Raw genomic sequence first — 19260 nt, 5'->3', positions numbered from 1 at the left:
TCATCTTCGGAGGTTCCTTGGGTGCAATCCGGGCCGCTCCGGGCCGATGCTGGCGTGCAGGTCAAACCTGAGGAGCGATGTCCGATGAAGGCAGCCCGCACCAGCCGCCACCCTGTCGACCAGGTACTGCCTCCCGGCAAACTCGCCGTGTACGGCGCCCAGCACGTGCTCGCGTTCTACGCGGGGGCCGTGATCGTGCCGATCCTGCTGGCCGGCTCGATCGGGCTCAGCACCGAGCAGCTGATCCACCTGATCAACGCCGATCTCTTCACCTGCGGGATCGCCTCGATCATCCAGTCGGTCGGCTTCTGGAAGGTCGGCGTCAAGCTGCCGCTGCTCCAGGGCGTCACCTTCACGGCCGTCTCGCCGATGATCGCGATCGGGCTGGCCGCGGGCGGCGGCACCAACGGCCTGCTGGTCATCTACGGCGCCGTCCTGGTCGCCGGCCTGGCCACCTTCTTCATCGCGCCGTTCTTCAGCCGGTTGATCCGGTTCTTCCCGCCGGTGGTGACCGGCTCGGTGATCACGATCATCGGTCTCGCGTTGCTGCCGGTCGCCGCTGGGGATGCCGTCGGTGGCGCAGGCCCGACCGCCGCGCCGATGAGCGGCAAGAACATGGCCTACGCGCTCGGCACGCTCGCCCTGATCGTGCTCATCCAGCGGGTCTTCAAGGGCTTCATGGCAACCATCGCCGTACTGGCCGGCCTCGTCATCGGGACCCTGGTCGCCTGGGCCTTCGGCGACGCGCACTTCGGCGCGGTCAGCGACGCCGCCTGGGTCGGGGTCACGCAGCCGTTCTACTTCGGCTGGCCCAAGTTCTCGGTGGCGGCCATCATCTCGATGGTCGTGGTCATGCTGATCACCGCGGTCGAGACGACCGGCGACGTCTTCGCCACCGGCGAGATCGTCGAGAAGCGGATCACCCGCGACGACATCGCCAAGGCGCTCCGGGCCGACGGCCTGGCCACCACGATCGGCGGCATCTTCAACTCGTTCCCCTACACCTGCTTCGCCGAGAACGTCGGTCTGGTCCGGCTCACCCGGGTCCGCAGCCGATGGGTGGTCGCGGCGGCCGGCGGGATCATGATCCTGCTCGGCCTGCTGCCGAAGGCCGGCGCGATCGTTGCCGGTATCCCCCATCCGGTGCTCGGCGGCGCCGCGCTGGCGATGTTCGCGACCGTCGCGGTGGTCGGCTTCCAGACACTGGCGAAGGTCGACTTCAACGACCACCGCAACGTGGTGATCGTCGCGACCAGCGTCGGCCTGGCCATGTACGTCACCGCGCAGCCGCAGGTCGCGCAGGCGGTCCCGGACTGGGCCGAGATCATCTTCGGCAGCGGCATCACGCTCGGCAGCCTGACCGCGATCTTCCTGAACGTCCTGTTTCACCATGTAGGCAAGGACTTCGGGCCCGCGGTGGCCGGCCAGCCCGGCGACTCGATCCGGCTGGACCAGGTGAACAAGATGACCCAGTCGGAGTTCGTGGACACGTTTGGCGACCTCTTCCAAGGCCCGCGCTGGGCAGTCGAGCGAGCCTGGGAACTACGCCCGTACGCCGACACGCACGCGCTCCGCCGGTCTTTCCAGGAGGCGCTGTTCTCGGGCTCGCGGGATGAGCAGCGGGAGCTGATCGAGGCCTACCCGCAGCTCGGTTCGCAGTTCGTCGCGGACGGTCTGAGCGGTCCGGCGTCCCTGCGCGACCAGTCCGACAAGGGCCTGACGTTCCTGGCCGGCCCGGACCAGGACGAGCTGTCCTCGATCACGGAAGCGTACCGAGAGCGGTTCGGTTTCCCGCTGGTGATCAGCGTTCGGGACGCGGAGTCGTACGCTCGAATCCTCGAGCAGGGCCGTGAACGGCTCGGCAACTGCGAGAACCAGGAGCACGCCGCCGCGCTGCTCGAGATCGCGAAGATCGCCGGCTACCGGTTCGACGACTACGTCTCCGAGGCCAACCCGATTCACAGTGCCCGATCCCGTTGGAGCAGCAATCGATGACCACTCCTACCTTGACAGTGAACGGCGAGCGGACCGCGATCGGCGCCGTACCGGTCCACACCTCCGTGCTCGACTGGCTGCGCGACCGCGGCCTGACGGGCGCCAAGGAGGGCTGCGCGGAGGGCGAGTGTGGCGCGTGCTCGGTGCTGGTCGCCCGGCCGGGCACCGGCACTCCGACCGAGTGGACGGCGGTGAACGCTTGCCTGCTGCCGATCGCCGGTCTGGACGGTCAGGAGGTGGTCACCTCCGAGGGGCTCGGGACTCCGGCCGCCCTGCACCCGGTGCAGGAGGAGATGGCGGTCCGCGGCGGTTCGCAATGCGGCTTCTGTACGCCGGGTTTCGTGTGCAGCATGGCCGCTGAGTACTACCGTCCATCGCGGGCGGCCTGTGCGGGCGATCATGAGCATGGGGAGAACGGCTTCGACCTGCACTCGTTGAGCGGCAACCTCTGCCGCTGTACCGGGTACCGGCCGATCCGTGATGCTGCTTATGCGCTGGGCGATCCGGCTGCGAACGACGTACTGGCTGCACGTCTCAGTACTCCCCCGCCTGCGGCCGCTGTGACCGGGATGGTGAGTGGGGAGGGCGAGTTCGTCCGCCCGGCGTCGCTCGGGGATGCGTTGGCGTTGTTGGGCGAGCGGGAAGATGCGGTGGTCGTTGCCGGGTCTACCGATCTCGGTGTGCAGGTGAACATCTTCGGCTCGCGTCCACGGCTGACGATCGCGATCGATCGGCTGGAGGAGCTGCGCGAGTTCAGCGTCGGATCCGCCGAGGTTCGGTTGGGTGCGGCGCTGACGCTGACTGAGATCGAGCGGCGGTTGGCTGGGCGCGTGCCGCTGCTGTCCGAGGTGTTCCCGCAGTTCGCGTCGCGGCTGATCCGCAACGGCGCGACGATCGGCGGAAACCTGGGAACCGGTTCTCCCATTGGCGATACGCCGCCTGCACTGCTCGCGCTGGATGCGTCCCTGGTGCTCGCATCCAGTCGTGGTGAGCGGGTTGTTCCGCTGGCCGAGTACTTCACCGGCTACCGCGAGACCGTGAAGGCTGGCGATGAGCTGATCAAGACGATCGTGATTCCGTTGCCGTTGGCACCGATGATCGCGTTCCAGAAGATCGCCAAGCGGCGCTTCGACGACATCTCCAGTGTGGCGATCGGGTACGCCGTTGACGTGCGCGACGGGGTGGTAGCTTCCGCTCGGATCGGCCTTGGCGGCGTGGCCGCGACACCGCTTCGGGCCCGCGATACCGAGGCCGAGTTGATCGGTCAGCCGTGGACCGAGGAGACGGTCCGGCGGGCGGCGGCGGTGATGGCGGCCGAGGGTACGCCGATGGACGATCACCGCGCGAGTTCGTCGTACCGGGCGGCGATGCTCGGGCAGTCGTTGCTGCGCTTCTACTTTGGAGGGCTGACAGCATGAGCTTGTTGTCTGAACGGCCAGCTGCGGCTGTCGTTGGGGTGCCGATGCCGCATGAGAGTGCTGCGCTTCATGTGACTGGGAATGCCTTGTATACGGACGATCTGGTGCAGCGGACGCACGCCGTACTGCACGCTTGGCCGGTGCAGTCGCCGCATGCGCATGCGCGGATCACGGCACTGCGGGTGAAGCCGGCGTACGACGTTCCTGGTGTGGTGCGCGTGTTGACGGCGGACGACGTACCGGGGGTGAACGACGCCGGGATCAAGCATGACGAGCCGTTGTTCCCGGCCGAGGTGATGTTCCACGGGCACGCGATCTGCTGGGTGCTGGCGGAGTCGCTGGAGGCTGCGCGGCTCGGTGCGTTGGCGGTGGAGGTCGAGTACGACCCGCTGCCGTCGTTGGTGAACGTCCGCGAGGCGATCGAGGCAGGCAGTTTCCAGGGCATCGGGCGGCACCTGGAGCGTGGCGATGTCTCGGATGCATTGGCTGGTGCGGCACATGTTTTCAAGGGTGAATTCGAGTTTGCGGGGCAGGAGCATTTCTACCTGGAGACGCATGCGGCGTTGGCTCTGGTGGACGAGTACGGACAGATCTTCGTTCAGTCGAGTACGCAGCACCCGTCGGAGACGCAGGAGATCGTTGCGCATGTGCTCGGGCTGTCCAGTCACTCGGTGACTGTGCAGTGCCTGCGGATGGGCGGCGCTTTCGGCGGTAAGGAGATGCAGCCGCACGGGTTCGCGGCGATTGCGGCGCTGGGCGCGACGCTGACTGGGCGGCCGGTGCGGTTGCGGCTGAACCGCACGCAGGACATGACGATGTCGGGGAAGCGGCACGGGTTCCACAGCGCGTGGACGGTCGGGTTCTCCGCCGACGGCAAGCTGGTGGCGCTGGATGCGACGCTGACCGCGGACGGCGGCTGGAGCCTGGACCTGTCTGAACCTGTACTGGCCCGGGCGATGTGCCACATCGACAACGCCTACCAGATCCCGCACCTGCGGGTGGACGGCCAGATCGCGAAGACCAACAAGACCTCGCAGACAGCCTTCCGCGGCTTCGGCGGGCCGCAGGGGATGCTCGTGATCGAGGACATCCTCGGTCGCTGCGCACCCCTCCTCGGGTACGACGCTCTGGAGCTTCGCCGGCGGAATTTCTACCAGCCCGGCGACTCGACGCCGTACGCGCAACCGGTGCGGCACGCGGACCGGCTGGAGTCCTGCTGGAGTCAGGTGCTGTCGAGTGGCGAGGTGGCCGACCGGCAGGCTGAGCTCGCGGCCTTCAACGCCTCGCACGAGCATGTGAAGCGCGGCCTGGCTATGACGCCGGTCAAGTTTGGGATCTCGTTCAACCTGACGGCGTTCAACCAAGCTGGTGCATTGGTCCATGTGTACAAAGATGGATCAGTATTGATCAATCACGGTGGCACCGAGATGGGTCAAGGTCTGCACACCAAGATGATGCAGGTCGCCGCGACCGCGCTCGGGGTTCCGCTGGCCAGGGTCCGTCTCGCCCCGACTCGCACCGACAAGGTGCCGAATACGTCTGCCACCGCGGCATCGGCCGGCGCCGATCTGAACGGTGCCGCGATAAAGAACGCGTGCGAGCAGATCCGGGAGCGGCTGGCCGTGGTTGCCGGTGGGCGACTCGGCATCAGCCCGTCGGACGTGCGGTTCGCCGACGGCGTCGTACGGGGGCTGGCTGGGGACGGTCTGCCGTGGGAGGAGCTGGTCGCGGCGTCGTACATGCAGCGCGTCCAACTGTGGGCGGCCGGGTTCTACCGGACCGAGGGCCTGCACTGGGATGCGAACGCGATGCGTGGCGAGCCGTTCAAGTACTTCGCGTACGGCGTTGCCGCGTCGGAGGTGGAGGTCGACGGGTTCACAGGGTCGTATCGGCTGCGCCGGGTCGACATCGTGCATGACGTCGGGGACAGCCTGAGTCCGTTGATCGACATCGGGCAGATCGAGGGTGGGTTCGTTCAGGGCGCGGGCTGGTTGACGCTTGAGGACCTGCGCTGGGACGAGAGCACTGGGCCGCGTCGCGGCAGGTTGGCGACACAGGCCGCGAGCACTTACAAGCTGCCGAGCTTCTCCGAGATGCCTGAGGTCTTCAACGTCCACCTGCTGGAGAAGGCGCATGAGGACGGCGTTGTCTACGGCTCCAAGGCTGTCGGGGAGCCGCCGCTGATGCTGGCCTTCTCGGTCCGCGAGGCGTTGCGGCACGCAGCCGCCGCCTTCGGCCCGGCCGGTACGAGCGTGGACCTGCCGTCGCCTGCTACTCCTGAAGCCGTCTATTGGGCGCTGGCGCGGGCTCGTGGAGGTGTCTCGTGGAGTGGGTGAAGGCGATCCAGACCTTGCGGGCCGGGCGCCGGGCCGGGGTGCTCGTCACGGTGACCGCGGTCCGCGGACATGCGCCGCGCGAGGCCGGCGCGAAGATGGTCGTTGCTCTCGACAACGTTTGGGCGACCGTCGGCGGCGGGAATCTGGAGGCGCTCGCCATCGAGCGAGCGCGAGAGATGATCAGCGGCGATCTGCGGACGCCGGAATCGCTCACCGCTGCGCTGTCGGACAAAGCGCCGTACCAGCATGGAGTGCAGTGTTGTGGGGGTGAGGTGACCTTGTTGCTGGAGCCGTTGCCGGTGGTGCCGTCCGTGGCGATCTTCGGGGTCGGGCATGTCGGGCTCGAGCTGGCGCGGATCCTCGCGCGGCACGACATCGAGCTGCATCTGGTCGACTCGCGGTCTTCACAATTGACTGCCGACCGGCTGGCCGTGCTGGACGACGCGATCGCTTCGGTGCACGTGCACAACGTGCCGGTCCTGCCCGAGCTGGTCGTCGGCGAACTGCCGCCGGGTACGCACGCGGTGATCATGACCCACGACCACGCGGAAGACGCGGCGCTGTGTGACGCCGCGATCCGCAACGAGCAGCTGGCCACGATCGGCCTGATCGGCTCCCGGGCCAAGTGGGCCCGCTTCCAGCGCAAGCTCGCCGAGGACGGCAACTCCGCCGCGTCGATCGCGCGCATCACCACCCCGATCGGGGTGGCCGGCATCACCGGCAAGGAGCCGGCCGTCATCGCAGTCAGCGTCGCGGCGTGGCTGCTCGAACTGTTCATCGCCGAGCGTCGCCCTGCGCCGGCTCATCGTGAGGCGAACGCATGACGATCTTCCGTGGCACCTTCATCGACATCCCGGAGAACCCGTTCACCGGTGGTGTCCTGCGCGTCGACACCGACGCCGGGCTGCTCGTCGAGGACGGAGTGATCGTTGCCCGCGGCCCCTTCCTGGACATCCGCCGGGCGCACCCGGCCGAGCCGGTGGTCGATCTGACGGGTGGCGTCGTACTGCCCGGGTTCGTCGACTCGCACGTGCACTTCCCGCAGATCCGCGCGGTCGGCGGTCTCGGACTGCCGCTGCTCGAGTGGCTGGACAAGTACGCGCTGCCCGAGGAAGCCCGGATGGCTGACGCCGCGTACGCGACCGGGGTGGCGCGCGAGTTCGTGCGCGGGCTGGCCGCGGCCGGTACGACGTCTGCACTGGTCTTCGGGGCGCACTACTCCGACGCGATGGACGCCCTGTTCGGCGCCGCCTCCGAGGTCGGGCTCCGGATCACCAGCGGACTCGTGCTGAGCGATCGGTTGCTGCGACCCGATCTGCTGACCACTCCGGTCCGCGCGTACGCCGAATCCCTCGCGCTCGCGAACCGCTGGCACGGGACCGGTCGCAACCGGTACGCCGTGACGCCGCGGTTCTCACTGTCGTGCACCGACGAACTGCTCGCCACCTGCCACGAGCTGATGGAAGCGATCCCCGGCGCCCTCTTCACCTCGCACGTGAACGAGAACAAGGCCGAGATCGCCACGGTGGCTGACCTGTTCGGCGGCAGCGACTACGTGACGACGTACGACCGGCACAGCCTGATCGACCGCCGTACCGTGCTTGCCCACAACGTCCACCCGACCGACGTCGAGCTCAAACTCCTCGGAGTCAGCGGCGCCAGCGTCGCGCACTGCCCAACCAGCAACGCGGCCCTCGGCAGCGGCCTGTTCCCCCTGCACCGCCACCTCCAGTACGGCGTCCGCGTCGCCCTCGGCTCGGACGTCGGAGCCGGCGCCGGCTTCTCGCTCCTCAAGGAAGGCCTGCAGGCCTACTTCTGCCAGCAACTCCTAGCCGACGAAGGCCGCCCCCTGACCGGCACCCACCTCCTCTACCTCTCCACCACCGCCGGAGCCGAAGCCCTCAACCTCCCCCAAGTAGGCCACCTCAGCCCCGGCCAAGCCTTCGACGCCCAACTCATCCGCCCCGCCCAAGGCTCCCCTCTCGCCATCGGCATCAGCCACGCCGAAGGCTACGAAGAGGCAGTAGCCCGCATCTTCACCCTAGGCACCACCACCGACGTACAAGCCGTCTGGATCAACGGCGACCTCCTAACCCCCTGAGCCCCCGCCCCTTGAGCACGGCTCAACCACTTCCCCCGCCGAGAAACGGTCGACCCGTGCTCAAGGCCGACGCCCGTGGATGAGGTCAGACCGCACCGCGCCACCGATGGCGCCAGCAGGCGAGCGAACCTGCACCACCGTCCAACCCCGACCCGCCCCCTCGGCCCCCGCCCCGCCGAGCGTGAACCGCGCAACCCACCGCAAGTTAGCGGGTGCTGCGGTCCGCCCGGACCGCTACGCCATCACAAGCGAGCGCGGCAGACGCGGTTGAGCGCTGGACGAAGGCGCCGCGCGCAGTTGTGATGGGCCGGCGATCCGCCCGGCCACCGCAGCGCCAGGTCGCCGCTGGGCGGACGTGCGCCACTGATCAACCATCCGATCGGACTCGCTGCCCGGGGTGCTGAGCGTGGGAGGGGTGGGGCGGGCGAGGTTGGTCAGTGGGGGCGGTTCGCCCGAGCGCGCCGTTGGCGTCGCGCGAGCCGCCGGACCTCCATCACCGTCCAACCTCCCACCCAGCCCCTCGAACGACCCCGCTGAGCGTGAACCACATCCGCCGACGCAAGTTACTGGGTGATGGCGGTCCGCCAACTCAATCGCGCGGGCGGACGTGCGCCACTGATCAACCTTCCGATCGGGCTCGCCGGCCGGAGTGCTGAGCGTGGAGCGGGCGGCTGGGCGAGGTTGGTCAGTGGGGGCGGTCCGCCGGTCGACTGCAACCAGGCCTGCGTGTTCGCGACCTGGCCGCGCACCCGGACCGCTACGCCATCACAAGCGAGCGCCGCAGACGCAGTTGAGCGGTGGACGGGGGTACCGCGCGCAGTTGTGATGGGCTAGCGGTCCGCCTCCGGCCCCAGACACTCGCACACCGGCTTCGGTCGCGGGTGCACACCGGCTCCGGTCGCGGTGCACGATGGCTTCGGTCGCGGTGCACGGGCGAATCACGCCGACTGTGACAACCCGGTCGCCAGAAAACGATTACCAGCAACACGATCCTCCCACTCGACCGTCCAGTCCCCACACTCGCACGGTGGCTTCGGTCGACGGAGGCACGGTGGCTTCGGTCGACGGAGGCACGGTGGCTTCGGTCGACGGAGGCACGGTGGCTTCGATCGCGGGGGCTCGGTGGCCGGCTGGGTTGGTGTGGGACTAGGTGAGGGAATTTTGGGTGGTTTTGACTTTGGTGGCTAGGGCTTGGGGGTCGAGGGTTTGGAGGGTGTTTTGTTCTACTACTGGGCGGCCGTTGACCAGGAGGAGGGTTAGGGGCGGGGGTGTGGCTAGGACCAGGGCGGCTATGGGGTCGGGGATCCCGGCGTGTTGGAGGGTGTTGAGGTTCCAGAGGGCCAGGTCGGCTAGTTTGCCGGGTTCAAGGGAGCCGATTTCGCTAGCTCTGCCTAGGAGTTGGGCGCCGCCTAGGGTGGCCATTTCCAGGGTGTCTCGGACGGTTAGGGACTGGGGGCCGTTGCGGGCTCGGGCTAGGAGGAGGGCGTGGCGGAGCTCTTCGACCAGGCTGCCGGCTTCGTTGCTGGCGGCACCGTCGACGCCTAGGCCGACTGGTACGCCGGCTGCGCGGAGGTCCGCCGTACGGGCGATGCCGGCGCCGAGGCGGGCGTTGGAGCTGGGGCAGTGGGCGACGCCTGTGCGGGTCGTGCCTAGCTGTTTGATCTCGGCGTCGTCGAAGTGGATGCCGTGTGCGAACCACACGTCGTCCCCCGTCCAGCCGAGGCCGGCGGCGTACTCGAGCGGCGTGCACCCGTGCGTCTCCTGGCACCACGCCGTCTCGTCCGTGGTCTCCGCGAGGTGGGTGTGCAACCGGACGCCCTTGCGACGAGCGAGTACGGCGGACTCCCGCATCAGCTCACCGCTGACGCTGAACGGCGAGCAGGGCGCGACTGCGATCTGCAGCATCGAACCGGGCGACGGATCGTGCCACCGGTCGATCGCGGCCGAGGTCGCGGCCAGGATGTCGTCGAGGTCCTCGACGACCGAATCCGGCGGTAGGCCGCCATCCTTCTGGCCGCGGTCCATCGAGCCCCGCGCCGGATGGAACCGCAATCCCACGGAAGCCGCAGCGGCGATCTCGACCGCGAGGAGATCACCCGCACCACGCGGGAAGACATAGTGATGATCGGCGGCTGTCGTGCAACCGGTCAGCGCGAGTTGCGCCAGCGCGCCCTGCGCGGCGACGTACACGGACTCTTCGGTGATCCTCGACCAGACCGGATAGAGCGTCTGCAACCAGCCGAACAACGTGTCGTCCACGGCAAGACCGCGAGTGACCCATTGATACAGGTGCTGGTGCGTGTTGATGAATCCCGGCGTGACGAGGCAACCCGACCCGTCGATCAACCGCGCGCCGTCGTACGACGGTGCCGATCCAGGGCCGACAGCAACGATCTGATTGCCCTCGACAACCACATGCCCGACGAACTCACGCCGGGCCGGATCGAGGGTCGCCACGTGAGCGCCCTCGATCACCAACGCAGCCATGGTCAGCAGAAGCCCGGTACGGCGTGCCACGCGCTCCCGGCGTCGCTCGCGTCGTCCCGGATCACGGTCGCCTCGATCAGGCCGTACGGGCGGTCCGCGGCGATGAAGACTTCACCGGGGTTCTCGACCTCGAACGGGCTGAGGTCGACCAGGAAGTGGTGCTTGTTCGGCGCGGAGAACTTGATCTCCGCGACCTCCGGGTGCTCGCTCAGCACGGCTTCGCCCATGCCGTACAAGGTCTGCTGCAACGCGAGACTGTGGATCGTCGCGAACTTCTCGAGCAGCAACTGCTTGATCCCGTCGTACGACTTGTCCCAGTCGACTTCAGTGTGGTCGTAGCGCCAGCGCGCCACCAGCGAGGTCGCCAGCAGGCGGTCGTTGGTCTCCGGCAGCGTCGTGTACTTGTCCTTCAGGAACCCATGGAACTCGGACCCGGTCGACTTCAGCACCACGAGATCACTGATGCCGGAGACAACAAACGTCTTCCGATCCGCACCGCGACCCTCGACGTTGACGATCGTGTTCCGTACGCCGCTCCCGGAGCGCACGAACGCATGCTCGTGCTCCTGGCCGTCGACCGTGATCCGCTCCCACGGGTACTCCTCGACCTCGATCCGCGCACCCTCAGCGGCCGGCGAGGCGTCCAGGAAATGCGATCCGAGCGTCAGCGCGTAGTCCTCGATCGCGCCGACCCCCTTCTCTTTGGCGAATGAGAAGGCGGTGTTCTTCTGGGTGTCGGTCGGCAGTACGTCGCTCTGCTCGCCAGAGGTGTGCGCCGCCGCGAAGTTGCCGCGGAGCGCGGTCGAGACGTTCAGGTCGCGGATCTGGTGCCGGGGTGTGTCGCGGTAGATGCGCACCACGCGACTCTCGGCTTTGCCGTACTGGTTGGCTCCCAGGCGGATGGCCATGCGGTCAGCTCCCTCGGTAGGTGGAAAACGCGAACGGGCTGAGCAGCAACGGGACGTGATAGTGCCGCTCATCGGCGACCGTGAAGGTCACAGAGACCTCCGGAAAGAAGCTCTGTTCGTTGTACGCCGCGACGTCGAACCAGAGCCGGTAGGTGCCGCGAGCAAGCGTCGGCGCCAGTTCGGCGATCCGGCCGTCAGCATCCGTCACACCGGACGCCAGCTCGACATCGTCCCGATAAAGCCGCACCGGTACGCCGGTCGCCGGCCGCCCGAGCGCGGTATCAAGCACATGTGTCGAAAGACTGCTCATGCCTCCTCCTCGCTGCGCTCGGCTCCGTCATGAGCAAAGCTCGCTGCACCTTTGGTTCGCTCGCTCCGCTCACTCACGATCACCAACTTGTTCAACCGGAGCAACGCGATCTTCCGCAGCTCCTCGTGGACTACGACGGCCTCAACAGCGTCGTCATGCGTGAGGCGGTCCTGCAGGCTGCTCAGCATCTGTGCGGCGGTCAAACCCGTTGCACAGATCAAAAAGACCCGTCCGAACCGGTCTTCGTATTCACGGTTGCCTTCGGCAAGCGCCGCACGGACCTCCGGATCGTCACCGACGCCGGACTGCTCCTTGCGGGACCAGGCTGCCTCGGTACCCGCACCCTGCGGCCGGTCGCCGATCCGCGGGTGCGCTTGGAGAGCACGATCGACCTCGTTGTCGTCGAGCTCGCGCGCCAGCTGGTCCGCGACCGCGGTCAGGGCGGGGCGATCGCCGTACGGGCGCTTGGCCAGGATTCCTTCGACCCAGCGTGGTACGTCACAACAGCTCACCAGCTCCGACCGCAGCCGGTCGGCGGGCGCTGCATTGAACTCCACCAGATCCATGGCCAGAGCCTGCCATCCCACGCGACCCACCGTCAACAGTTTGTTGAATTTAGCGGGCGCGATTCAGATAGTTGTAGACGGTGAAGCGGGTGACGCCGAGCGCCTCGGCCACGATCTCGGCCGATTTGCGGTACTCGAACGCGCCACGCGCCTCCAGCAACAGCACAGCCTGCTGCTTGTCCGTACGCGACAACTCGCTCAGCGGACCGCCGAGCTCACCGGCAACCTCCGCCAGCAGACCCTGCACGCCGTCGACCGGCTTGGGGGTCAGCCGAACCGCGACCACCGGTTTCCCCTTCCACAGCAGGGGAATGTCGTCCTCGTGAGCCTCATCGGGTGCGACGAGTTCAGCGTTCAGCCGCTCGATCAGTGGGCCGATCGCCTCGACGAGCGGGTGCTGCTCAGGCATCGCGTCGTACCTGCAATGTCACCTGGCTCGCCCCTCCGGCGAAGGCCGCCTGGAGCACCTGCTGCAGCGCGGACAGCACCTCCTGCTGCTCGCCACTGACCTGCGTCCCCAACGGACCGAACTCGCACTCCAGCCCAGCCTCCTCCGCAGCCCGGAGCGCCTCGGTCACGTGCGCGGGTGGCGATCCCTCGACATCGAAGGGCTCGGTGGTGAACTCGGCAACCAATCGCATGGTGCGAGGTTATGGTCGGCGAGCCAGTTTGGCGAGCTCCGCCAGGTCGAAATCGATCTCACCGGAATCGATCGCGCCACAATCAAGGCCGCGCAAGACGAAACCGGCGAGGGCGACCGCGGTCGCCGGCTCGTCGAGGTAGCCGGACTCGCCGCGGCCCAGGTAGGCGCTCAATCTGGTCGCGGCCTGGTCGAAACCCTCGCGATAGAAGAGGTACGTCGCCAGGAAGCGGGTCGGCAGCTGCGCGGGATGCATGTCCCAGCCCTGATAGATGCCGCGGGCAAGTGAACGCCGTACCAGTCGGAAGTGCAGTTGCCAGGCAGCGTGAGCGCCGGCGCCGACCGGGAGCACATTGGTCGAACCGTCCGACACGAAGACGCCGGTACCGGCCGCGGCCAACTGCATCACATCCTTGGCGTGGTCGGCGACCGGATGCTCCATGCTCTGGTACGCCGCTGCGATGCCCAGGGAGGCGCTGTAGTCATACGTCCCGTAATGCAGCCCGGTGACGCGACGCCCGCCGGCCTTGAGCATCCGAGCGATCAACGCGGTCCCATCGGCACCGAGAATCGCCTGCGGCGTCTCGACCTGGATCTCGAACTTCAGCTCCGGTATCCCGTAGGTATCTTCCAGCGTCTCCAGCAGATAGACGAACGCCTCGACCTGCCCGACCGACGTCACCTTCGGCAGCGTGACCACGAACCCCTCGCGCACCCCGCCTTCCCGGACGAACAGATCCAGCGTCCGGATCGCCCGCCGCCGGGTCGGCGCCTCGAGCGACTTCACCCGCAACCCGTAGTACGGCGTCCCGGAGACAACCTGAGCCGCCGCGACAGTTGCTGCATCCTCCTCCGAATCGGGCCGATTCCCGTACCCGTCCTCGAAGTCGATCCGCAGATCCTCGATCGGCTCCCGCTCGAGCTTGGCCGACATCCGGTCGAGAACCGCCCCCGCCAACTCCGCCGGCAACTCCAGTACGTCGGCCAACTCGTGGCCGGCGACCGCCGCCCGCGCCTGTGCACCCCAGTCGGCGACCGTGCGATCGTCGTACCGGTCGGCCGGCACATAGACCGTGTGCACGGGCTGCCGGACCCCGCGATCCCCCGGATAGTCGGCGGCAAGGGCCGCGTCGGCAGCCCCCAACCGCCGGTCCAGCTCAGCACCAAGCTCTTCCAGCCCCATGGACTCGCCTCCTCTGGTTTCCGTATAGCGGAGACTAATATCTACTGTGCGGAAGCAATACCGTGCGATCCTCCAAGATCCACACTAGGCTTCCGCCATCCGGCAGCGTCTGTCAGGAAGGGCGGCAGTAATGGTTGAGACCGGCGGTAAGGCTCGCACCGGCAGCGTGCAGTCGATCGAGCGGGCGTTCGGCCTGCTCGAGACGATGGCCGACGCCGGCGGGATGATGGGGCTGTCCCAGCTGGCCACGGCCTCCGGCTTGCCGCTGCCGACGATCCACCGGCTGGTTCGGACCCTGGTCGATCTCGGCTACGTGCGTCAAGAGCCGTCGAGGCAGTACATCCTCGGCCCCAAGCTGATCCGCCTCGGCGAGAGCTCGTCGCACATGCTCAGCGTGTTCGCCCGGCCGCACCTCGCCCGCCTGGTCGACGAGCTCGGCGAGTCGGCCAACATGGCCATGCTCGACGGCGACCAGATCGTCTACCTCGCCCAGGTCCCGTCGCGGCACTCGATGCGCATGTTCACCGAAGTAGGCAGGCGCGTTCTCCCGCACTGCACCGCGGTCGGCAAGGCGATCCTCGCGGGCTACCCCGAAACGGCCGTCCGCGAACTGCTGGCCCGGACCGGCATGCCGAAGCACACCGAGAACACGATCAGCACCCCCGACGCGTTCGCCACCCAACTCCACGAGGCGGCGCAGTCCGGGTACGCGACTGACGAGGGCGAACAGGAGCTCGGCGTACGCTGCGTGGCTGTTGCTGTCCCCGACGCGCCCAGCCCGCTGGCCATCTCGGTCTCCGGCCCCGCGCCGCGGATGACCGAAGACCTGGTCGCCCGCGCGGTCCCGCTCCTCACCGAAGCCGCCGAAGCCTTGTCGAAGGACCTCCGCTGAGCTTGGGTTGCGCGACCGGCGATGCGGATCGCGGCCTCTTTGCCATTTGAGCAAACTTTCGTGCGTTTCGCGCATGCTCGACTTACCGTCGAACCATGGAGCACAACACTCACAACGCAGGCCAAAACGGGCACGGGCACGGTGGCGAAGCGGAGATTCTCGACCTCGACGCCGAGGTCCTGGCCGAGCACACCGCCTCGATCATCGAGTGGCTGCCGACCGAGACGGCGCCGCAGCAGATCGTCGACCTGGGATGCGGAACCGGCACCGGCACCTTCGCGCTGCTCACCCGCTTTCCCGACGCACACGTCACCGCCGTCGACTCATCCTCCGAACACCTGCACCGCTTCCAGGAGAAGGCTGCCGACCGCGGCCTGACCGACCGGGTGCGCACCATCCAGGCCGATCTCGACGCGACCTGGCCAGACCTCGGCAAGCCTGCCCTCGTCTGGGCCTCGGCCTCACTGCATCACATGGCCGACCCGGAAAGCACGCTACGCAAGGTGTACGACGTTCTCGCGCCGGGCGGACTGTTCGCCGTCGTCGAGCTCGCCGGCTTCCCACGGTTCCTCCCCGACGATGCGCACGACGGCCTGGAGAAACGCCTGCACGCCGCGAGCGACCGCCGTACCGCCGAACACCTGCCGCACCGCGGCGCCGACTGGGGCATCCTGCTGACCGCCGCCGGCTTCACCCTCGACAGCGAGCGCACCATCACCGTCGACATCCCGCCCGGCCGATCCGAATTGGTCGGCCGCTATGCCCTCAGTGGCCTGACTCGCCTCCGCAACTCGGTCGCCGACGTACTCGGCGCCGATGACCTCACCGCGCTGGACCAGCTCCTCGACGCAAACAGCCCGCACAGCATCCTGCTCCGCGACGATCTCGCCGTACGGACCGAACGCACTGTCTGGGCAGCCCGCCGAAACTGACCGACAATGCGGAGGTAAAGCGTCCGGAATCCCTGCCATCCTGAGCGACAGACGACGAAGCGAGGGACAGCAGATGGTGGTCAAAGCACTCGGTCCGGACACGTGGGACGCGTTCGCAGCGATGGTGGAGCGGCACAACGGCGTCTTCGGCGGCTGTTGGTGCACGTATTTCCAGACCATGAACTCCGAGAAGGAGCGGACCTACGAGGCGAACCGGTCCCTCAAGCAACGACTGGTCGAGGAGGGGCGCGCACATGCGGCGCTCGTGTTCGACGGCGACGAGGCGGTCGCGTGGTGCGAGTACGGGAGTCCTGAGGAGCTGCCGAACATCTACCACCGCAAGCAGTACGACGCCGAGCTCGACCTGCTCCCCGACTACCGGATCACCTGCATCTTCGTGGACAAGCGCTACCGCCGTACCGGCCTGTCGAAGGTCGTGCTCCAAGGCGCCCTCGACCTGATGTCCGCGGCCGGCGGCGGCATCGTCGAGGGCTACCCGCACGACCCCGGCGGCAAGAAAAAGTCCGTCCTCTACAACGGCACCCGGACCATGTTCGAGCAGGCAGGCTTCGAGTTCATCCGCGCCAAAGGCATCGGCAACTGCGTCATGCGCCGCGTCGTTCGCTGACGGTGATGATGTGAGGTTCAGCCCGACATACGTGCTGCCGTCGTACGTGCTGCCGTCGTACGTGCCACCGTGGTTGCGGGCCTCCGGCCATGCGATGCGCGGCCAACTCCGAGGCTGCGGCGCCCGGGCCGGCACAATGCAGCCCGCGGCCAACTCGCGGTTCCTGGCCCGGGGTCGTGTGGCGCAGGTCTGATCCGGCGCTGTGGTTGGTGATCCACGAGCGCAGGCTGCCGCTTCGAGCCCGGTGGCGGTGCCTGTGCCGGTTGTCGGTGCCGCGAGCCAGCAGGAGTCCGGGTGGTTATGGTCCGGCTGCTGGGGCGTCGTCGGCGCCCCAGGGATCGACGTAGCCGGGCGATCCTGCGAGGAGCCGTTCGCGGAAAGCTTCACGGGCAGCGACAACCGCGGGGTCGGGCACAGCACTGGCCGCGGGGAGCCGGGTCGGCCGCTCGTATACCGGGTAGCTCCCGGCATCGCCCCAGGAGAAACGAGCCCCGCTGACATCGCCCGCATCGGCCCGAGCCGTGCTGGCGCTGGCCGTGCTGGCACTGGCCTCGTCGGCGTGAGCCCCGCTGTCACCGTCCACGCCCGGGCCTGCCCTGCCGGTACTGGGCCGGCCGCCACTGTCCCCGCCGGCGTTGGCGCCGGCATTGGCGCTGGTGTCGGGGGCAGGGGTGACCCACGCAGCCATGGCAGCAAGGTCAGCACGGGTGGGTGGGGGCGGGTCGGCCCAGCTCGGCCGGGTGACGTGAACGACACCACCATTGATGGTGATGGCCCATTGGTTCTTGTGGACCGCGCGGTGATGGGCAGCACACACCAGGGCGAGGTTGTGCAGGCTGGTGGGTCCGCCGTCGGCCCAGTGGATCACGTGATGGGCATGACACATCCACGGCGGCGCTTTACAGATCACGCAGCCTTTGTCGCGTTTGTTCAACACCCGTCGCATGTACCGGTTCACGAACCGTTGTTCGGTGCCGACATCCAGCGGCTGCGAATCCCCACCCAGCACAATCGGCAAGATCGCGGCATCACACGCCAGCAGACGAACCGCACCCGCCGACAAGTTCCCGCCGAACGCCAACTCACCCATCCCACCCGATCCACCCGTGGCGCCGGTTCCCCCCGGTCCACCGGTCGCTCTCGTGGATCCGGCCGCACCGTTGAAGGCGTCTGGAATGTCGGCGAGAGCGTTCTTGAGGTCCTCGAAGTCGATCGTGACGGTCAGATGCGGAACACCGGGGTAGTCGCGGTTGCCTGCCGCAGCATCCGAGATGACCGCCAACGCGTCAGCTTGGCGCTCTTGCAGGGACCGCGGGTCACGTTCACCGTCGATCGTCTTGTGCGGCTCGGACAGGGTGTGGATCTGGGTCTTGATCTGTTCACCGGTGGCGCCGGGCAGGAACCCGGAGATCTTCACCCCGCCCTCGACGTCCCGCAACCGCAGTGACCGCTTCGCGTGGGCTTCGTCTTCGGCAGGCTCCGGACCGTCGGTGTCCAAGCGGGCAAGGACGTCGCGGCCGAACCTGGCGAGTTCGCGCGCGTTGGTCAGCTGGGCGGCCTGGACCATTTCCCGTTCGGCGACATCGAGGACGTCGACCGGCACCATCGAGGGCGCCTTCTCCAACGTGAACACGATGACCTTCGCTAGATCAGGTGCCAGGGTCGCCGGTTCCGACGGGTCCGCGGGATCAGGCAACGCGTCCGCCACTGCAGAGTACTTGGGCAGGGCGGACGCGAAGGCGAGGTCTTTGCGGACATCGGCGGAGATGAGCCGGTAGCGCTGGGCGAGGAGTTCGGTGGTGTCGCGGGCGCCGAGGTCTTGGGCCGTGCCCATTTCGTCGAGGCGTCCCATGACTTGCAGTTTCAGGGTGTCGACCAGGGCAGCGGTAGCCATCAGGGTGTCGAGAGTCGACAGCAGTTCGCTGCCGCTCTGCGTATACACCGGTGGCATCGCCAAGATCTCCATACCTGAAAGCATAGACATGGCCACCGACAGTTTTCGAGCCGAGAATGCCCTTATTTGTAAGGGATGTGTGGGCTATTGGTGTGGGCTGGTTGCCCCCGAAATTGCCCACACCCTGGCCGCGGCTCGGTCCGGTGTCGGTGCTGGCCTTAGTCGGTGGATTTTCGTCGCCGGGAGGCTGTTGCAGAATCGGCGTGGCTTTGATGACTGCAATCCGGTGGCTGGGCGGGGTTGGTGCGGGTTTGCGGGGAGCTGCTGCCGCTGAGTGACTGTAGAACCCCGCAAAGAGAGCTGTGGCCCCGATTCGCGCCGCACCGGACAGGCCGGACACGTAGCCGGTGGCTGGTCGCCGCGGCGGCCGATTTACTGAAGCGCTAGGCGGGCGTCGCCTGGGGCTGAGGGGGATGGCGAGGCCGGTGACCGCGTGCCCGTCGCTTGAGCTTCTGGGCTATGGCTGGGGTCGGCGGGGTTGTGGTAGTCGGTAAGTTTCGGTCGCTATATAAGAAAAAGTGCCGGCTAACGAACCCGGCTTCCCGATCTGCCCACCAGCAACCCACCGCGGCGGATCACCTACCCGACCTCCTCACCGCCAGCCCAGCCACAGCCCGCCAACCACAAGCGACGGGAACCGCGGTCGCCGACCGCACCATCCCCCTCAGCCGAAGACCACCCCAGCCACACTGCTTCAGTAAATCCGGCCGCAGCGGCGACCAGCCACCGCGTACGCCGCCGGCCGAATCCGAGCGGACGGACGGGACGAGCACCTTCGGGACGGCGGGGTTCCTGGCCAGGCAAAGCCCTCAGCCCACCGCGACCGACCACCTGCCGCGATCTCGCTCCCCGAACCGGTTTGGGGAGCAACAGCCGTCAAAACGCAACAGGCACCGGGGCACCCAAAATC

The 19260-nt window shown here is 67.6% G+C and carries 17 protein-coding genes; 9 read left to right on the top strand and 8 right to left on the bottom strand.

All coding sequences use genetic code 11. The features are described 5' to 3' along the window. Positions 1–84: 84 nt before the first annotated feature. The 5 genes from uraD (OG474_RS22405) to OG474_RS22385 are packed head-to-tail and all read left to right on the top strand — an operon-like array spanning position 85 to position 7850. Positions 85–1995: a 2-oxo-4-hydroxy-4-carboxy-5-ureidoimidazoline decarboxylase gene (gene uraD, locus OG474_RS22405; RefSeq protein ID WP_405064313.1), complete on the top strand. Its 1911-nt coding sequence runs from the start codon at positions 85–87 to the stop codon at positions 1993–1995. Next, entirely contained in the window at positions 1992–3413 is a 1422-nt protein-coding gene (locus OG474_RS22400) for a xanthine dehydrogenase small subunit (protein WP_405064312.1), read from the top strand. Before uraD (OG474_RS22405) ends, OG474_RS22400 begins: the two co-directional genes overlap by 4 nt. Beyond that, the gene (gene xdhB / locus OG474_RS22395) at positions 3410–5749 is read left to right on the top strand and encodes a xanthine dehydrogenase molybdopterin binding subunit (RefSeq protein WP_405064311.1); all 2340 of its coding nucleotides are present in this window, start codon (positions 3410–3412) and stop codon (positions 5747–5749) included. Before OG474_RS22400 ends, xdhB begins: the two co-directional genes overlap by 4 nt. Further along, positions 5737–6573: a xanthine dehydrogenase accessory protein XdhC gene (xdhC, locus tag OG474_RS22390; protein ID WP_405064310.1), complete on the top strand. Its 837-nt coding sequence runs from the start codon at positions 5737–5739 to the stop codon at positions 6571–6573. Before xdhB ends, xdhC begins: the two co-directional genes overlap by 13 nt. Beyond that, on the top strand, positions 6570–7850 hold the full coding sequence (locus OG474_RS22385; protein ID WP_405064309.1) for a guanine deaminase: 1281 nt from the start codon (positions 6570–6572) through the stop codon (positions 7848–7850). The genes xdhC and OG474_RS22385 overlap by 4 nt, the downstream gene beginning before the upstream one ends. Positions 7851–8996: 1146 nt before the next feature. On the opposite strand, the gene OG474_RS22380 is transcribed toward OG474_RS22385, so the two are convergent. From OG474_RS22380 to OG474_RS22350, 7 genes are read right to left on the bottom strand one after another with little or no spacing between them, the layout of a single operon-like run. Next, the gene (locus OG474_RS22380) at positions 8997–10367 is read right to left on the bottom strand and encodes an 8-oxoguanine deaminase (protein WP_405064308.1); all 1371 of its coding nucleotides are present in this window, start codon (positions 10365–10367) and stop codon (positions 8997–8999) included. Then, positions 10340–11245 carry a factor-independent urate hydroxylase gene (pucL, locus tag OG474_RS22375; RefSeq protein ID WP_405064307.1) on the bottom strand — a complete coding sequence of 302 codons (906 nt, stop codon included), beginning with the start codon at positions 11243–11245 and terminating at the stop codon, positions 10340–10342. The genes OG474_RS22380 and pucL overlap by 28 nt, the downstream gene beginning before the upstream one ends. A 4-nt stretch (positions 11246–11249) precedes the next feature. Further along, positions 11250–11555 (bottom strand): hydroxyisourate hydrolase, encoded by a 306-nt coding sequence (gene uraH, locus OG474_RS22370; protein ID WP_405064306.1) that lies wholly within the window; start codon positions 11553–11555, stop codon positions 11250–11252. Next, positions 11552–12121: a 2-oxo-4-hydroxy-4-carboxy-5-ureidoimidazoline decarboxylase gene (gene uraD / locus OG474_RS22365; RefSeq protein ID WP_405064305.1), complete on the bottom strand. Its 570-nt coding sequence runs from the start codon at positions 12119–12121 to the stop codon at positions 11552–11554. Before uraD (OG474_RS22365) ends, uraH begins: the two co-directional genes overlap by 4 nt. Positions 12122–12170: 49 nt before the next feature. Continuing rightward, positions 12171–12530, bottom strand: a complete 360-nt coding sequence (locus tag OG474_RS22360) for a helix-turn-helix domain-containing protein (RefSeq protein WP_405064304.1) — start codon at positions 12528–12530, stop codon at positions 12171–12173. Next, positions 12523–12762: a thiamine-binding protein gene (locus OG474_RS22355; protein ID WP_405064303.1), complete on the bottom strand. Its 240-nt coding sequence runs from the start codon at positions 12760–12762 to the stop codon at positions 12523–12525. Before OG474_RS22355 ends, OG474_RS22360 begins: the two co-directional genes overlap by 8 nt. Positions 12763–12771: 9 nt before the next feature. Next, the gene (locus OG474_RS22350; RefSeq protein WP_405064302.1) at positions 12772–13944 is read right to left on the bottom strand and encodes a DUF6986 family protein; all 1173 of its coding nucleotides are present in this window, start codon (positions 13942–13944) and stop codon (positions 12772–12774) included. Between the two features lie 130 nt (positions 13945–14074). Between OG474_RS22350 and OG474_RS22345 the strand changes: the two genes are divergently transcribed. The 4 genes from OG474_RS22345 (at position 14075) to OG474_RS22330 (ending at position 16589) form a co-directional block, all read left to right on the top strand. Next, a complete protein-coding gene (locus tag OG474_RS22345; RefSeq protein WP_405064301.1) occupies positions 14075–14836 on the top strand; it encodes an IclR family transcriptional regulator in 762 nt (253 codons plus the stop codon). Positions 14837–14931: 95 nt separating this feature from the next. Continuing rightward, positions 14932–15768, top strand: a complete 837-nt coding sequence (locus OG474_RS22340; protein WP_405064300.1) for a class I SAM-dependent methyltransferase — start codon at positions 14932–14934, stop codon at positions 15766–15768. A 73-nt stretch (positions 15769–15841) separates the two neighbouring features. Continuing rightward, the gene (locus OG474_RS22335; RefSeq protein ID WP_405064299.1) at positions 15842–16396 is read left to right on the top strand and encodes a GNAT family N-acetyltransferase; all 555 of its coding nucleotides are present in this window, start codon (positions 15842–15844) and stop codon (positions 16394–16396) included. A gap of 10 nt (positions 16397–16406) precedes the next feature. After that, the gene (locus OG474_RS22330; protein WP_405064298.1) at positions 16407–16589 is read left to right on the top strand and encodes a hypothetical protein; all 183 of its coding nucleotides are present in this window, start codon (positions 16407–16409) and stop codon (positions 16587–16589) included. A 105-nt stretch (positions 16590–16694) separates the two neighbouring features. Here the strand turns inward: OG474_RS22330 and OG474_RS22325 are convergent, their stop codons facing one another. Then, a complete protein-coding gene (locus OG474_RS22325; protein ID WP_405064297.1) occupies positions 16695–18362 on the bottom strand; it encodes a DUF222 domain-containing protein in 1668 nt (555 codons plus the stop codon). Between the last annotated feature and the right edge of the window lie 898 nt (positions 18363–19260).

The organism is Kribbella sp. NBC_01505, from assembly GCF_045040285.1.
GTDB lineage: Bacteria > Actinomycetota > Actinomycetes > Propionibacteriales > Kribbellaceae > Kribbella.
Note: the sequence above shows the minus strand (reverse complement) of the source record. Positions and strands in the feature narration are given on the sequence as shown.

Excerpts from the sequence above, each read along its gene's own strand:
- pucL (WP_405064307.1), bottom strand. The coding sequence starts at position 11,245 with ATGGCCATCCGCCTGGGAGCCAACCAGTACGGCAAAGCCGAGAGTCGC.
- OG474_RS22325 (WP_405064297.1), bottom strand. The coding sequence starts at position 18,362 with ATGGAGATCTTGGCGATGCCACCGGTGTATACGCAGAGCGGCAGCGAA.
- uraH (WP_405064306.1), bottom strand. The coding sequence starts at position 11,555 with ATGAGCAGTCTTTCGACACATGTGCTTGATACCGCGCTCGGGCGGCCG.
- OG474_RS22340 (WP_405064300.1), top strand. The coding sequence starts at position 14,932 with ATGGAGCACAACACTCACAACGCAGGCCAAAACGGGCACGGGCACGGT.
- xdhB (WP_405064311.1), top strand. The coding sequence starts at position 3,410 with ATGAGCTTGTTGTCTGAACGGCCAGCTGCGGCTGTCGTTGGGGTGCCG.
- OG474_RS22400 (WP_405064312.1), top strand. The coding sequence starts at position 1,992 with ATGACCACTCCTACCTTGACAGTGAACGGCGAGCGGACCGCGATCGGC.
- OG474_RS22350 (WP_405064302.1), bottom strand. The coding sequence starts at position 13,944 with ATGGGGCTGGAAGAGCTTGGTGCTGAGCTGGACCGGCGGTTGGGGGCT.
- uraD (WP_405064313.1), top strand. The coding sequence starts at position 85 with ATGAAGGCAGCCCGCACCAGCCGCCACCCTGTCGACCAGGTACTGCCT.
- OG474_RS22355 (WP_405064303.1), bottom strand. The coding sequence starts at position 12,762 with ATGCGATTGGTTGCCGAGTTCACCACCGAGCCCTTCGATGTCGAGGGA.
- OG474_RS22360 (WP_405064304.1), bottom strand. The coding sequence starts at position 12,530 with ATGCCTGAGCAGCACCCGCTCGTCGAGGCGATCGGCCCACTGATCGAG.
- OG474_RS22335 (WP_405064299.1), top strand. The coding sequence starts at position 15,842 with ATGGTGGTCAAAGCACTCGGTCCGGACACGTGGGACGCGTTCGCAGCG.
- OG474_RS22345 (WP_405064301.1), top strand. The coding sequence starts at position 14,075 with ATGGTTGAGACCGGCGGTAAGGCTCGCACCGGCAGCGTGCAGTCGATC.
- uraD (WP_405064305.1), bottom strand. The coding sequence starts at position 12,121 with ATGGATCTGGTGGAGTTCAATGCAGCGCCCGCCGACCGGCTGCGGTCG.
- OG474_RS22385 (WP_405064309.1), top strand. The coding sequence starts at position 6,570 with ATGACGATCTTCCGTGGCACCTTCATCGACATCCCGGAGAACCCGTTC.